Raw genomic sequence first — 14,785 nt, forward strand, 5'->3', positions numbered from 1 at the left:
GGTGTAGCTCCCGGTGTTGGTGTAGCTCCCGGTGTTGGTGTAGCTCCCGGTGTTGGTGTAGCTCCCGGTGTTGGTGTAGCTCCCGGTGTTGGTGTAGTTCCCGGTGTTGGTGTAGCTCTCGGTGTTGGCGTAGCTCTCGGCGTTGGCGTAGCTCTCGGCGTTGGTGTAGCTCCCGGTGTTGGTGTTGGCTGACTGAAGACTGTTTTTGCTTCTTCATTCAGCTTTTGACGGAGTGCTAAATTAGCAATTCCAGTTTCTGACAACTGATATTTCTTCTGATACTCCTTCACCAATGCTTCCGTGCGGGAATCGTAAAAACGATCGCGCGCGAGGGGGGGATTTGGCTTTACCACTGCATTCAAATTTGCTTCCAAAATCCGAACAATGTTAGCAGCAAAATCCTGGGTTTTTGGCCCTGCTATCCCATCAACTGGCTTTAGTCTGTAACCTGTCTGAAATTCACGAATTGCCTTTCTAGTTTCTTCATCGGTCAAAGGGCTATTTGTGACCTTGACGTTATAGCCTAATCCTCGCAACACAGAACGGAATTGCTCGGGCGTATAGCTACCTTGAGGGGCTGCTAAACCTGTGTCTGCAATTACCACACTAGCACTTATCAGGCAAGTAACAGCAAAGGTTGCGCTTGATTTTCCAAACCCACACCACATATTTAAAACTCCTTTGGATCAAATCAGCAGGATTATAAATGTTAACAGCTGCATTTTAAGTTTGTTTAATAACTTTTTTTGCAGTTTTTTAATGATTTTTGAATAAATTGTGATTTATTTTTGCTAAAGTTGACAACGCATTAAAAGCAATTTATGCCATCCATCAAAAGAAATATATTTTTTGGGTAGAGATGCGGCGGTTATCATTGGAATCAAATATATTCTTTGAACATTAAATTAGAGGAGAAATGCACATATATGCATTAGTGTCAACTTAAGCCTCGGCAAAGGTTATTCGCGGCTATACAAACCAAGTCCCTTGGACTGGGTTAAGAAAAAATTAACGATATTCCAAACATCCAAAAGATGTATATTATATGACAAAAAATGAAAGACAAAAAATTTTCTAAGCGGCGTAATCTTTGGTTTGAAAGATTTATGGCAATTACTGCCACAGCAAATTTAGGTTTAGTTGCGTTTGATTTAAGTTACGTACCTTGGCGAGATTTTTACTTAAGAAAACTTCCCCAAGTTATTCAAATTTATGACCCAATAAAAGGTATTGAACCCCACCGAGATACAAAAAGTTATTTAGAAACAATAGACGCATTAGAAAAACAAGTCAGGCAAACAGGGTTAGAGTCTTCTCAGGTAAATAGCAGGCTAATACAAATAAGTCGTCTTAGCAGCGAGATGATTGACAGTAACCCGTTTGCGGGAGTCAATAAGAGTGGCACTCTGGAAAAAATCAAAAAGCGGATGCGATCGCACATCGGTAATGAATCTGCAAAACAGTCCTTTGCTACTTTTTGGAGTCAGCCTTACTTATCACAAAAGGGCTGGGATCAAGAAATTAAATTTTTTAACGAAAGCATCCGCCCTTTAATTGCCACTAACTACTTCCGCCAAATCGGTGAAAATGGCGAATTTGTTGATAATTTCTGGAAAATTGACTTACCCTTTGTGATTTTATTTGGTGTCGAATTGTTAGGGCGGACATTATTCATTAAACGCCGACATCCAGGCTTAAGCTGGTTTGAAGCAATATTGTGGCGTTGGTATGACCTACTTTTACTACTACCATTTTGGCGGTGGTTACGAATTTTACCTGTATTAGTCCGCCTCGATAAAGCGCAGTTATTGAATCTCCATCCAGTGCGAAAGCAAATTCATCAGGGGATTGTCGCTAATTTTGCTGAAGAACTCACAGAAGTAGTAGTGGTGCGGGTAATTAACCAGGTTCAGGGTTCAATTCAGCGAGGTGAATTTACGCGCTGGCTCTCACAACAAGAAACTTTACGTCCCTACATAGATATTAATAATGTGAATGAAGTGGAAGCGATCGCAAGTCTTCTGGTAAAAACCATTGTCTACCAAGTGCTACCCGAAATTCAACCTGCGATCGTTGCCATTTTGCGCCACAACATCGAAACCGTCTTCCATCAAGTTCCCGTCTACCGCAACCTCCAGAATCTTCCTGGTGTGGGACAGGCTCAAACCCAGTTAGGCGAACAACTTGCGACGCAAATCACAACTAACCTTTACAAAACTTTAGTTAGCGCCGTTGAAGATCCTGTTGGCGCAAAACTCACGAGTCAACTAGTACAAAAGTTTAGCGAAGCCTTGGGATCTGAAATCAAGGAAAAACACGTACTTTCCGAAATTCAGAGTTTACTTTTTGACTTCTTAGAAGAAATCAAAATCAACTACGTCCAGCGTTTGTCTCAAGAAGACATAGATCAAATTATCGAGCAAACCAGGCAGCTACGAACACAAGCCTCCGTTCCAGCAGTCATTAAGAAAAGCACCACTCTCCCAAAAATACGGGAAGGCTAGAGAATGCAGGGGGCAAGGAGCAGAGGGAAAGAGATATATTTATTCTCCCTCTTGTCCCCTTGTCCCCTTGTCCCCCTGCCCCCTGCCTCTTGTCCCCAATGCCCCATCCCCTATACTCGACTATCCATTAAATGCGCTAAACTCGAATGAGGGCGAACCATCATTGGTTCGTCACAAGACTTCTTGGAAGATATACCTATCGCAGGAAGTGGGTCAGTGCCCACTTTTTTTATTGAATTCTCACATGGCTCATCCTTTAGTTCCACAAATTATTGATTTGGCGACACCAGTAGCAGAAGAACTGGGATTGGAAGTGGTTGGCGTGGTTTTTCACACTCACCAAAGTCCACCAGTGTTGCGGGTAGATATTCGCAATCCTCAGCAAGACACCGGATTGAATGATTGTGAGAGGATGAGTCGTGCTTTAGAAGCCTCCTTAGATGCTGCGGAAATCGTTCCAGATGCCTACGTCTTGGAAGTGTCGAGTCCTGGTATTTCGCGGCAACTGGTAACAGACAGGGAGTTTATTTCCTTTAAAGGATTTCCTGTCATTATCTCCACTTCGCCACCCTACGAGGGACAACAAGAGTGGATTGGTCAGTTGGTTCGCCGGGATGAGACAACACTTTACTTAAACCAAAAAGGTCGTGTAGTCGAAATTCCCCGCTCCCTAATTACGAAGGTGCAGCTAGACGAGCGCCCATAAACAAAGGGCTAGGGCTTCGGAGTTAGAGACAAGAGCAGCTTGGCTAGAGGCTAGAAGCTAAGGGCTAGAGATTATGGACTAAGGGCTAGAGGTTAGGGATTAGTGAAAAGCTATTCTCTAATCCCTGGCTCTAATGCTTAGTTTTCAGTCCCCAGTCCCCACTCCCGACTCCCGACTCCCTAATTTTTAAAGGAGATTGCTTATGTCAATGGTTACTTTACCTGGATTAAAAGAATTAATTGAAAGTATAAGTCGTGAGCGGAATTTACCCCGTCTTGCAGTTCAATCAGCTATTAGAGAAGCACTACTCAAAGGTTACGAACGCTATCGTCGTGCCCAAAATTTAGAGCGCAAACAGTTTGACGAAGATTATTTTGAGAATTTTGAAGTAGAACTAGATATTGACGGAGAAGGATTTCGCGTTCTTTCTACCAAAACTATTGTTGAAGAAGTAAATAACACAGACCATCAGATTTCCCTAGATGAAGTTCAACAAGTAGCTCCTGAAGCGCAGTTAGGAGACTCTGTTGTACTGGATGTCACCCCCGACCAAGGAGAATTTGGTCGGATGGCGGCAATGCAAACCAAGCAAGTGTTAGCGCAAAAATTACGGGATCAACAGCGCCAGATGGTGCAAGAAGAGTTCCAAGATTTAGAAGGAACTGTTTTGCAAGCAAGAGTCCTACGGTTTGAGCGGCAATCTGTGGTTTTGGCAGTTAGCAGTGGTTTTGGTCAGCCAGAAGTAGAAGCCGAATTACCAAAGCGGGAACAGTTGCCTAACGATAATTATCGGGCAAATGCCACCTTCAAGGTATATCTGAAAAAAGTCTCTCAAGGTCAGCAACGTGGGCCACAGTTACTTGTGTCTCGTGCAGACGCTGGTTTGGTAGTTTATCTATTTGCCAACGAAGTCCCAGAAATCGAAGATGAAGTGGTACGGATTGTTGCCGTAGCGAGGGAGGCAAACCCCCCCTCCCGTTATGTCGGCCCCCGGACTAAAATAGCAGTAGATACCCTTGATCGTGATGTAGACCCTGTTGGTGCTTGTATCGGAGCCAGGGGATCGCGAATTCAGGTAGTAGTCAACGAATTACGCGGTGAAAAAATAGATGTAATTCGTTGGTCGCCAGACCCAGCAACATACATCGCTAATGCTTTAAGTCCAGCACGGGTGGATGAAGTACGCCTCATGGATCCAGAATCCCGCCAAACTCACGTACTCGTAGCTGAAGATCAGCTTAGTTTGGCCATTGGGAAAGAAGGGCAAAACGTCCGTTTGGCAGCCCGCCTGACTGGTTGGAAAATAGACATCAAAGATAAAGCTAAATATGACTATGCAGGAGAGGATGAAAAATTTGCGGCTGTAAGAGCAAAATATCAGGCAGAGGAAGATGATCTTGATTTTGAGGAAGAATTAGAAGATGAAAACCAGGACGAACTAGAAGAGGAGGATACTTTTGACAGTAACGATGACGAGTAATTGCTCAATCTTGTAAAGTTTTGATAATGTTGATTGTAGTCCGCGTCCCGAAGAGTATTTTCTGAAAGACGGCTTGGTATAAGTAAAAAATAGTAAAAAAAACTTATTTTTACACCCATAATGCTGGACTGAAATCGCAGAGAACTGATGAAACCAAATTATCGGCGCTGTATTAGTTGCCGAAAAGTAGGCTCCAAAGATGAGTTTTGGCGGATTGTCCGCGTCTTTCCATCGGGAAAGGTACAATTGGATCAGGGCATGGGGCGTTCCGCCTATATTTGTCCAAAAACGAGTTGCTTACAAGCGGCTCAAAAAAAAAATCGACTAGGGCGATCGCTACATGCATCAGTGCCAGAAACACTGTACCAAAGCTTGTCGCAACGTCTAGCTAGCAGCAATACCCAAAACCAAATTTAATTGGAACAACTTTTTGACATGATCACCAAAGGAATTGTGCGAAAGCCGAAGTCGTGCTTTTATCACACCCTCTGTTGAATGTTAAGGTTAGTGCCAAAATAGTAAATGGGTGTAAAAAGCATTCGACTCTCCAATAATTAAGAGAGGCGAGGCAACATTCCCAGAATCAAGATGTAATCGATTGTGTTGTGGAAGATTCAGAATCAACAAAACAAGAAACTACAAAATGGCAACCTGGTAGCGCTCAGGCGCAGTTCGGCGTCAGGGGTTCCTATAAAAATCTTTTATTTAAAAAATTTTTATGGGTGTCCCTCAACCATCATTACTGGTGGGGATGCCATTATTAAACCGAAACATCTCTCTTTCCTGATTGGAGGCACCGGCAAAAACTGAACGGCAGTCTAAAAACAGTAATCCAAGGATGGAGATGTCGCAAACCAGGCAACCATCCGCTAAAACTGTAAATTAAAGGGGAAGAGTGGATGAACAACGGCAAAGTTAGAATCTATGAATTATCAAAGGAATTGAATTTGGATAACAAAGAGCTATTAGCAATTTGCGAGCAGCTCGACATCTCGGTCAAAAGCCATAGCAGCACGATTTCAGAATCCGAGGCAGAAAACATCCGGGCGGCAGCAGAAAAGCTTGCAACTACGAATGTGTCAGCCAAAAAGGAACTAGGTACAACCAGCCATAAGCCAAATTCACCACCAAACGGCGGACGTAACCGACCTGCTGCACCCCACAAACAGCAAATTTTGGAAATACGCAAACCCAAAATATTGAGAAATACTACCTCCAACGCCCCAGAGGCGTCAGTTGCCAACAATACCCAAGCTGCCTTGTCTGAAGCTAATCCTCCCTCACCTCCACGGCCTTTTGCTACACCAGTCTCACCCATGAAGCCGGCGGCACCAACTAGACCTGTGCCCCGGACTCAATCGGAGACTCAAGAGCAACCTCCTGTTACCGACCTGGAAGAAACGCCTAATCAAAATCAGGCACCGGAAAAAGTAGCATCCCAAAAAGCGGAAAAAATAGTTACACCCAGGCCAAAATCGGAAAAACCTCAAAGACCGCAATTAGTTGCCCCTCCGTCAAGACCGGCAGCAGAAGTTGCCCAGGTTCAAGATGAGCAGGTATCTCAGGCAGATAAACCAATTCTCAAACGCGACCAAAAGCTACGACCCGTTGAAGGCGATCGCGAGCAAATTAAGCCGAGAGTTGCGAAACTGCCAACTGACCAGTCTCCACAATCTGCACCACAAAGACAGGCTCGGCCCACCCCTGCACCTACCAGACCAGAGCAGAGGGGCAATAGACCATCTGCACCATCGCAACTAGGAGATGGGCAAAGACCCAGGCCAGCGCGTCCTGGTGAATCTGTAGCAGCAATGCCGATCGCTACTCCACCCAGACAAATGTCAGGAATAGCGGGCAAATCTCAAGGACTGGGTGATGAGCCAGTCGTAGCACCCGATCTCCTCGATTTGAAACGCCCAAGTCCGCCTCGCCCGACCAAAGGCGGCAAAAAGTGGGTAGAAGAGGAAATAATCGACGAAGTTAAAGAGAAGGCTAAAGCAGGCGTTAAAGGCAAGCGGATCAAGCCGATTTTGGATGATGAATTTGAAGAAGATTTGCTGGATGATGACGATATCGACTCACCAGCTACCGTCCAAGTCAGCCTTTCCATTGCCCGTCCTCCCAAGCCAAAAGCTACTCGACCTGTACAGATGCCAGGTGCAAGCCTTGCTAGCGCCCCAACTGCTAGAGGAAGTAGAAAACCTGGTTCTAAATCTGGTTCTGGCCGTGACCATCACAATAACCGTCGCCAACAAGAAGCTGATCCAAAGCGCGATCGTCCCGAAAAGGTAACGATCACAGGCCCGTTGACTGTGCAAGAGTTATCTGACGTTTTAGCCGTTCCCGATACAGAGATTGTAAAAATCCTGTTCCTCAAAGGCATGGCGGTGAGTATCACCCAAAATCTAGATATTCCCACAATTACCCTGGTAGGAAAAGAACTAGAAATAGAAGTTGAAACCGTCGAGCGAGAAGCAGAAGCTCGGAAAATTACCGAAATGGTCGGCGCAGAAGACTTGGAATACCTCCACCGCCGTCCGCCAGTCGTGACAATTATGGGTCACGTAGACCACGGTAAAACAACCCTGCTCGACTCAATTCGCAAAACCAAAGTGGCTGCTGGTGAAGCCGGTGGTATCACTCAACACATCGGTGCATACCATGTGGATATAGAACATGAGGGCAAACCACAGCAGATAGTCTTCCTGGATACTCCTGGTCACGAAGCCTTTACAGCGATGCGGGCTAGAGGAGCTAGGGTAACAGACATTGCTGTGTTGGTAGTCGCTGCTGATGATGGTGTCCGTCCCCAAACCGTTGAAGCCATTAGCCACGCCCAAGCAGCCGGAGTGCCAATTGTTGTTGCAATCAACAAAATTGACAAAGAAGGGGCACAGGCAGAGCGGGTGAAACAAGAACTCACTCAGTATGGTCTGACGGCAGAAGACTGGGGTGGTGAAACAATCATGGTTCCTGTGAGCGCCATCAGAGGTGAAAATCTAGATACGCTCTTAGAGATGATTCTGCTAGTAGCAGAGGTTGCAGAACTATCTGCCAACCCAGATCGGACTGCGAAAGGAACTGTAATTGAAGCACATCTGGATAAAGCCAAGGGAGCAGTTGCTACCCTGCTAATTCAGAATGGCACCCTGCACGTGGGAGATATCCTAGTAGCTGGCTCGGCCTTCGGTAAAGTTCGGGCGATGGTGGATGACAGAGGCAAGAGAGTAGACATTGCTTCTCCTTCCTTTGCTGTCGAGGTGCTGGGTTTAAGTGATGTGCCAGCAGCAGGCGACGAGTTCGAGGTCTTCCAGAACGAAAAAGAAGCTAGAACACTCGCTAGCGATCGCGCCGATAGACAACGCCTGTCCCGCCTGTTACAAGGTCGTGTTACCCTTACAACCTTGTCGGCTCAAGCACAAGAAGGCGAGTTGAAAGAACTCAACTTGATCTTGAAGGGAGACGTACAAGGTTCTGTAGAAGCCATTGTGGGAGCGCTCAAGCAAATCCCGCAAAACGAAGTCCAAATTCGGATGCTCTTGGCGACTGCTGGGGAAATCACCGAGACAGATATCGACTTAGCAGCTGCCAGTAACGCTGTAATTATCGGCTTCAATACCACCTTTGCCAGTGGCGCTAGACAAGCCGCCGATGAAGCAGGTGTAGATGTCCGAGAATACAACGTGATCTACAAACTCCTAGAAGATATCCAAGATGCCTTGGAAGGTCTTTTGGAACCAGAGTTGGTGGAAGAACCCTTGGGTCAAACCGAAGTTCGTGCCGTCTTCCCAGTCGGTCGCGGTGCTGTTGCCGGTTGCTACGTTCAATCTGGCAAGCTAGTTCGCAACTGCAAAGTCAGAGTGCGACGCGGCGGTAAGGTGATCTTTGAAGGTGTCCTTGACTCCCTAAAACGGATGAAAGAAGATAGCCGTGAGGTCAACGCCGGTTATGAATGCGGTGTCGGCATCGATAAATTCAATGATTGGGTTGAAGGTGACATCATCGAATCCTATCAGATGGTTACGAAGCGCCGCACTCTCACCTTAACGAGATAGTGTTAAGGGTAAAATGGTTAGAAGTTAGGAGTAATAAATTAGGAGTTAGGAGTTAAAGGCTGCTAACTCCTAACTCCTAACTCTTAACTCACAACTTTTTATAATATGCATTCATTTCGCTCTGAACCTATTTTATGGATTCACGTCGCTGGATTAGCGACGTTGCCTATTTTTTTAGTCCTCTGCTTATTCTTTTTGTCTGTAGGGGAGCCGTTTTTGCCAGTGTGGATGGAGCTATCTTTAGTTGCTGCAATTGGTATTCTCCCCCTGCTATGGATGCAATTACGTCGCCCTTTTTATATATTTGCTCTTTTAGGAATAGCCCTCAAGCCAGAAAATCTGACTGAACGGCAGCGAAAAATTCTCTGTTTAATTAATACAAAGTTAAATCGTATCCTGGCATTAGTGGCAGCAGTATTATCGGTTTGGGTGCTGTGGCAGCTTTACCAAATTGCCCCATTAGTAGCAAATTCAGCAAAATTTCTTCCCCAATGGCGCAGCGTTGCACTAGTGCTTGCAGGGTTAGCTTTTTTAGGTAGTAATCTATTTTTACAAATACCTGTGAGTGTAATGCGAGTTTTAGTGACTAATGACACAGAATTCGCTGGCATAGAGCCATTATCTTTAGAAAAGATTAAGCAAGATTTTACTATTTTAGGGGTGCGGGTTAATCAAATCGTTCCTCGATTATTGCAATCCTTGTTTAGGATTAATACAGATTCATAACAGCCCTGAAAGTAATATTATTTACTTTAAAAGGCTAGAAATAAGCAGTAGGGAAAGTAGGAAAGGCAGGGGAGGCAGGGGAAGCAGGGGGAGAAGAAGTATTAATTATTGCCCAATTCCCAATTCCCAACGCCCCATTCCCAATTCCCAATTCCCCTTGAAGTTAAAACAAAGGAATGAGGAACTATGGCTCAAATTCCAGCTTCTAGCGATCGCCAATTTTCTGCTGACACTGAAATTTGGTATGGACTCAAATGTGCGATCTCCACTAGTTCCGGTTTTCAACGCTGGCAACTAGAACGTGATACTCAATTACACGGAATTCGTTTGGAACAGCAGGTACAAAGGTATTTAAGAGAAACTTTAGAAACTTTAGCTTACTAAAAATTAAGCAAATCTTGTAAGTTTGTTTGCAAACGACGAAGTTGACGGTATGCACTCTCCAAGCGTTTGCCATCAACTTCCACTTCATTGGTGGGATAGTTTTCAATAATTTCAATTAGCGATACCTGCCCGTCTTGACTTGCAGAAAGTACCAAAGCAGATCGCAAAGCTTGTCTGTCTGCTGTCCGAGACGGTGTATAAATAACTTGACTAATTTGATCCAAAATAATATTACCAATCCGGCTATTCAGAACTCGATCTAAAAATATCAAGTTTACCTTTACTGGCTCCGTTAAATACTGACGGATAGCTTTGGGGTCTTGTCGCGCCAAAGCAAAATTAACTCGTAGTGAACGTGAAAGTTCACCTGTTTCGGCAAAGTTGGATAGCTCCTCTACAGAAAGCGATTCACGCAAAATACCATAGTTTAGCACTACTCGTTCTGCACCAAAGGCAGGAGTGGATAAAAGTAGAAGACAAGTACTACTGAATAAAACTAAGGCACGACGCAGCCCCAAAAATTTAAAACGCATTTCTCCCGATTTTAAATAGCTTTGATATTACTGTAATGATATTCCAGTAATATTATTTACAGCATCTAGCTTTAGGTAATAAAAAAAAATAAATTATTCAATAGTTGTAATAAAGGCAGGATGAACGCTTAGACAAGCAGCGAGAGACTTGTCGATAAGCGATCGCCTCATCTGGAAAGTCCCTAGTACAGATCGGCGGAAATAAACCTACCATTTCATTACCATTACAGCCAGAAAGCCCAAAATTAAAGCAGGCGTGACTTTTGAATTTTGACTTTCACGTTGCGGTACTAGTATAGCTTGAGCTTGCTGAAAATCCAGATACCATCTCAATTAACAAGACTTGGGGCAAAATCCCATTGTTACAAGGAGACAAACTTCGGCTAGAGTGTACTAATAGAATTTTCTGAATAAAAGAATATAACTAATGTATAAGTTCTGTAATCTATCTAAGGAATTTAGCTGAATCAGCACTAATCATCCAGTATAGTTTTGCATGGGTTTTACAGCAGCTACAAGGCTGCTTGCTACCTTCAACCTTGTTTGACCATAATTCAGCACATCACAGACGGAAAAGATGAAATATCGGGATTTTCACATTTCTCTAGCGAAAAACTTTCGCTTTCTTTCTAGCAGTCATCTCAGATATACTTTACACGTGGGAGCCGGACTAACGGCTTTACTAGCTGTTTACTGCGGTTCAATACTACTACCGGATGAGGTTAAAGCTGGTGCTACTCACCGAGAAAGTATTGCCCCAACGCTCACAGCGCAAGCTCCTGCAACTGCCGCAGTGATTTACGTTAACCCAGCAACTGGTGCAGATAGTGCTGGTGCTGGTGCAACCTCAGCTGCACCTTACAAAAGCATAAGTTTTGCTCTCAGTCAAGCCCAACCAGGTACAGTTATTCAATTAGCACCTGGGAACTATAACCAGGAAAGTGGCGAAACCTTCCCGCTTTTACTGAAACCAGGGGTGACACTGCGGGGTGATGAAGCTACTAAAGGTCAGGGGATATTGATTACAGGTGGAGGTTTCTACACAAGTCGCACCTTTGCCAGACAGGACATTACCATCCTTGCCGAACGAGATACCACGATCGCAGGTGTCACTGTCACCAACCCAAATAGCCGGGGTACGGCGGTGTGGGTGGAGTCAACTAATCCGATTATCAAAAACAATACTTTTACTAACAGTGTTAGAGAGGGTGTTTTCGTCACGGGTACAGGCAATCCCACAGTTGAAGGAAACCTCTTTGTGCAAAACAAAGGCAATGGGATTTCAGTTGCTAGAGCTGCCCAAGGAGAAATCAGAAATAACTTATTTCAGGATACTGGTTTTGGTTTAGCGATCGGTGGTACTTCCACACCCCTAATTGTGGAGAATCAAATCATCCAAAACCAAGACGGTCTTTATATCTCTGAATCAGCAAAGCCCGTATTGCGTAAGAATGTTATTCAGAACAATAAGCGGGATGGAGTAATAGCAACTGTCAATGCTCAACCCGACCTTGGAACCAACGAAAATCCCGGTGGCAATCTTATTCGCAATAACACTCGTTATGATGTGAACAACGCTACTAAAACAGGTCAAATTGTCGCTATTGGCAACGATATCGATCAGAAAAAGATTTTCGGCTCAGTAAATTTTGTTGCTGCAACTGTTGACGTACCCCCTGGAGGGTCTGTCGCATTTAAAGATGTGCCAGCAAATTATTGGGCAAAAGCTTACATCGAAGCTTTAGCTTCTCAAAATATTATTGCTGGCTTTCCTGATGGTACTTTTAAACCCAATGATCCTGTAACCCGCGCTCAATTCGCCACTATTGTCACTAAAGCCCTAACACCACCAAACAAACGCGCAGCAATTAAATTTAAGGATGTACCAAGCAATTTCTGGGCTAACGCTGCCATTCAATCTGCTTACCAGAGTGAATTTGTTTCTGGTTATCCTGACGGCACTTTTAAGCCACAACAGGAAATTCCCAGAGTGCAGGCGTTAGTAGCTTTAGCTAATGGTTTGGGCTTAACTGCGAGTAATCAGAATGTCCTTTCCTTTTACACCGATGCTGCCCAGATTCCTAATTATGCGATCGCTCCTGTTGCTGCGGCAACTGCACGGCAATTAGTAATCAACTATCCCACAGCGAAGCAACTCAATCCTAATCGTGAAGCGACTAGAGCTGAAGTTGCTGCTTTTGTTTACCAGGCACTCGTTAATGCTGGACGTGCCCAAGCAATTCCTTCATCTTATTTGGTAACAGTTCAGTAATGCCTAGTACCGCTATGCGTAATTCGTAATTCGTAATAGAGCCTCCGGCACGCTACGCGAACGTAATTCGTAATTCGCAAGGATTCTAGATATTTGAAACGGGTGGTTTATTTCCGCCGTGCTGTACTAGTTATCAAATTTAAGCGCCAGACTAACAAACGATTAGTCTGGCGCTTTTAATATTGCGAGTTTTATTAATTTTAGGGTTTTTTAGACATAAAATTTGGGGTCTTTAAATAAGATAGTTGACCCCATTTGAATGTTATTAGGTTTATGGTCAGGGTCTTTATATTGGCTGACCCCGTTTCAACGATTTCTAGTTTCTCAGAAATTTTCGCTTTTTGGGATTTCCTAATAATTTTTTTATTTTTTCTCTATCTATGTTTTGATCTTCATAAAAGCATCAATTCATATATAGAAACAAAGCAGTAAAAAAAGTTAGCAGCTAAAATTTCCACCTTTAAAGATTAGAACTTTTATCCGATTGTTGCCGACGCTGTTCCCAGCGCCAGAGGAAAACCATTAGGGCAACTATTCCTACTTGCAAAGCTAAACTTGGCAAAGCACTCTCAACATCTCGTCCGGCAAGGACTTGGAAAAAAAACACGAATGCGCCAATGGAGCCAGAAGCACCAAAAGCGATGTAGATAAATTGTCGTAAGCCGCGATAAGGAGCGGCTATTTCTGCTTTCAGGCTGGCGTATTGTTCAGAATTAAGGCGATTTTTGCGATTTTGATTTACCATAATTAAATTATGTTATACTTCTAGACTGTGTAGGCCGATGTGGCTCAGTGGTAGAGCAGCTGATTCGTAATCAGCAGGCCGTGGGTTCAAATCCCATCATCGGCTTTGATAAAGGCATTCTTCAATAATAGAGTTTGACATAAATTAATTGTATAGTGACTAATTATTTGTCGTCGGTGACAGATTAATGTTGTTGTGACAAATTATTGTGATCAAACCTAGACACGACTTACGCACAGGTAACGGAAAATCGTTCGCGTGGCGTGCCGGAGGCATACCGCGAGGACGCAGAGGGCACGGAGAAATAAGAGTTTCAGAGAGTTTTTGGGTAAGTCCTACTAGATTATTACTAATAATGGTAATTATGTGATAGTGCCAGGAATTCAGGTATCTACTACCTAATTCGGGAGCGATCGCCACAGCTAAAAATCAAGGTAAACTTATAACTAGATAAGCATCCTCCTAACCAACTGCCAGAAATTACACAGCAGGTACTCGCATCTTCAAAAGACCTAATACCAATTCGTAATTCGTAATTATGTAGCGATACCTTCTCTACGAGAGGCTACGCCAACGCCAACGCATCCTCGATATAACAAAATGTTGGCGACAAAAAGATCCCCGACTTTTTAGAAAAGTCGGGGATCTGATTTCTTGTTTAAGTAGGTGTAGATTATTGCAGCAGAGGAGTTGTGCCATTACCGTTAGTTGACGCATTCGCAATTGCAGCTTGAGTAGTTTGAGTAGTAAGAACCGCTACAAGTGGAGTAACTTTTGAACTAGATTGTTTACTTCGTCTTCGATTAGAGCCGCCAGCCTTGGAATACTCCATACTGTTTTTGCCGTAGACAGTTGCAACTCCACTTAGCATTCGTTCAGACATTTCGGAGAGAGCTTTATCCATCTGGGTTACTGTTTTACGCGATTCTTCCAGATTGGAAACCAGCGTATTATTAGCTTCTAGCATCGCACGGGTAGTGTTGATTAGGTGGTTATAAGCTTCAATGGTTAACCCATGTCCTAAATCCAGATTTTCATCAATAGATTTCAGCAAGGCGAGACGAAGTTGGGCTTTTTCAATAGCAGCAGATCCACGAGTTTTTAAAGACATGAGATATCCTTTTTTTTATTCCTTTTTCAAGATAGTGGAGTATCCTTTTGCCTGAGATGGGTAGTTTTGTGGATTTATTTCATTAAAAGTTCAACGAAATAATTACGAGTTTGCCTGTGTTTTTACTCATTTTTCATATCGATTTGTTGTTTTAGAATAAGTACAATCAGCAACAGTAATCACAAAATCAATAAATGCATACTCCGAAATAGTAATTGCGTACCCCGAAATAGTAATTGCGTACCCCGAAATAGTAATTGCGTACCCCG

At 43.9% G+C, this 14,785-nt stretch carries 12 protein-coding genes and 1 tRNA gene; 9 read left to right on the forward strand and 4 right to left on the reverse strand.

The window, feature by feature from the left end:
• On the reverse strand, positions 1-668 hold a 668-nt coding region (locus tag VB732_RS10655; protein ID WP_323230800.1), incomplete at its 3' end, for a peptidoglycan-binding protein.
• Between the two features lie 387 nt (positions 669-1,055).
• On the opposite strand from VB732_RS10655, the gene VB732_RS10660 reads away from it, so the two are divergent.
• The 7 genes from VB732_RS10660 (at position 1,056) to VB732_RS10690 (ending at position 9,855) form a co-directional block, all read left to right on the forward strand.
• Positions 1,056-2,504 (forward strand): hypothetical protein, encoded by a 1,449-nt coding sequence (locus VB732_RS10660; protein WP_323230801.1) that lies wholly within the window; start codon positions 1,056-1,058, stop codon positions 2,502-2,504.
• A gap of 244 nt (positions 2,505-2,748) precedes the next feature.
• Positions 2,749-3,210, forward strand: a complete 462-nt coding sequence (gene rimP, locus VB732_RS10665) for a ribosome maturation factor RimP (RefSeq protein WP_323230802.1) — start codon at positions 2,749-2,751, stop codon at positions 3,208-3,210.
• 202 nt (positions 3,211-3,412) lie between these two features.
• A complete protein-coding gene (gene nusA / locus VB732_RS10670) occupies positions 3,413-4,690 on the forward strand; it encodes a transcription termination factor NusA (protein ID WP_323230803.1) in 1,278 nt (425 codons plus the stop codon).
• A 147-nt stretch (positions 4,691-4,837) separates the two neighbouring features.
• A complete protein-coding gene (locus VB732_RS10675) occupies positions 4,838-5,107 on the forward strand; it encodes a YlxR family protein (RefSeq protein ID WP_323230804.1) in 270 nt (89 codons plus the stop codon).
• A 482-nt stretch (positions 5,108-5,589) separates the two neighbouring features.
• Entirely contained in the window at positions 5,590-8,745 is a 3,156-nt protein-coding gene (gene infB, locus VB732_RS10680; RefSeq protein WP_323230805.1) for a translation initiation factor IF-2, read from the forward strand.
• 105 nt (positions 8,746-8,850) lie between these two features.
• On the forward strand, positions 8,851-9,471 hold the full coding sequence (locus VB732_RS10685) for a low-complexity tail membrane protein (RefSeq protein ID WP_323230806.1): 621 nt from the start codon (positions 8,851-8,853) through the stop codon (positions 9,469-9,471).
• A gap of 186 nt (positions 9,472-9,657) precedes the next feature.
• Entirely contained in the window at positions 9,658-9,855 is a 198-nt protein-coding gene (locus VB732_RS10690; protein WP_323230807.1) for a hypothetical protein, read from the forward strand.
• Here the strand turns inward: VB732_RS10690 and VB732_RS10695 are convergent.
• On the reverse strand, positions 9,852-10,388 hold the full coding sequence (locus VB732_RS10695) for an alpha/beta hydrolase (RefSeq protein WP_323230808.1): 537 nt from the start codon (positions 10,386-10,388) through the stop codon (positions 9,852-9,854). The genes VB732_RS10690 and VB732_RS10695 overlap by 4 nt on opposite strands.
• Positions 10,389-10,965: 577 nt before the next feature.
• Between VB732_RS10695 and VB732_RS10700 the strand changes: the two genes are divergently transcribed.
• Entirely contained in the window at positions 10,966-12,660 is a 1,695-nt protein-coding gene (locus VB732_RS10700) for a DUF1565 domain-containing protein (RefSeq protein ID WP_323230809.1), read from the forward strand.
• A gap of 460 nt (positions 12,661-13,120) precedes the next feature.
• Here the strand turns inward: VB732_RS10700 and VB732_RS10705 are convergent, their stop codons facing one another.
• Complete coding sequence (locus tag VB732_RS10705) at positions 13,121-13,405, reverse strand: DUF3493 domain-containing protein (RefSeq protein WP_323230810.1); 285 nt, start codon at positions 13,403-13,405, stop codon at positions 13,121-13,123.
• Positions 13,406-13,438: 33 nt separating this feature from the next.
• Between VB732_RS10705 and VB732_RS10710 the strand changes: the two genes are divergently transcribed.
• Positions 13,439-13,510 (forward strand) — tRNA-Thr (locus VB732_RS10710).
• A 568-nt stretch (positions 13,511-14,078) separates the two neighbouring features.
• Here the strand turns inward: VB732_RS10710 and VB732_RS10715 are convergent.
• On the reverse strand, positions 14,079-14,516 hold the full coding sequence (locus VB732_RS10715) for a hypothetical protein (protein ID WP_323230811.1): 438 nt from the start codon (positions 14,514-14,516) through the stop codon (positions 14,079-14,081).
• Positions 14,517-14,785: the final 269 nt, after the last annotated feature.

This window comes from Nostoc sp. UHCC 0252 (assembly GCF_034931145.1).
In the GTDB taxonomy this organism is placed as follows: domain Bacteria; phylum Cyanobacteriota; class Cyanobacteriia; order Cyanobacteriales; family Nostocaceae; genus Nostoc.

Excerpts from the sequence above, each read along its gene's own strand:
- nusA (WP_323230803.1), top strand. The coding sequence starts at position 3,413 with ATGTCAATGGTTACTTTACCTGGATTAAAAGAATTAATTGAAAGTATA.
- VB732_RS10685 (WP_323230806.1), top strand. The coding sequence starts at position 8,851 with ATGCATTCATTTCGCTCTGAACCTATTTTATGGATTCACGTCGCTGGA.
- VB732_RS10675 (WP_323230804.1), top strand. The coding sequence starts at position 4,838 with ATGAAACCAAATTATCGGCGCTGTATTAGTTGCCGAAAAGTAGGCTCC.
- VB732_RS10705 (WP_323230810.1), bottom strand. The coding sequence starts at position 13,405 with ATGGTAAATCAAAATCGCAAAAATCGCCTTAATTCTGAACAATACGCC.
- VB732_RS10660 (WP_323230801.1), top strand. The coding sequence starts at position 1,056 with ATGAAAGACAAAAAATTTTCTAAGCGGCGTAATCTTTGGTTTGAAAGA.
- infB (WP_323230805.1), top strand. The coding sequence starts at position 5,590 with ATGAACAACGGCAAAGTTAGAATCTATGAATTATCAAAGGAATTGAAT.
- VB732_RS10715 (WP_323230811.1), bottom strand. The coding sequence starts at position 14,516 with ATGTCTTTAAAAACTCGTGGATCTGCTGCTATTGAAAAAGCCCAACTT.
- VB732_RS10695 (WP_323230808.1), bottom strand. The coding sequence starts at position 10,388 with ATGCGTTTTAAATTTTTGGGGCTGCGTCGTGCCTTAGTTTTATTCAGT.
- VB732_RS10700 (WP_323230809.1), top strand. The coding sequence starts at position 10,966 with ATGAAATATCGGGATTTTCACATTTCTCTAGCGAAAAACTTTCGCTTT.
- rimP (WP_323230802.1), top strand. The coding sequence starts at position 2,749 with ATGGCTCATCCTTTAGTTCCACAAATTATTGATTTGGCGACACCAGTA.
- VB732_RS10690 (WP_323230807.1), top strand. The coding sequence starts at position 9,658 with ATGGCTCAAATTCCAGCTTCTAGCGATCGCCAATTTTCTGCTGACACT.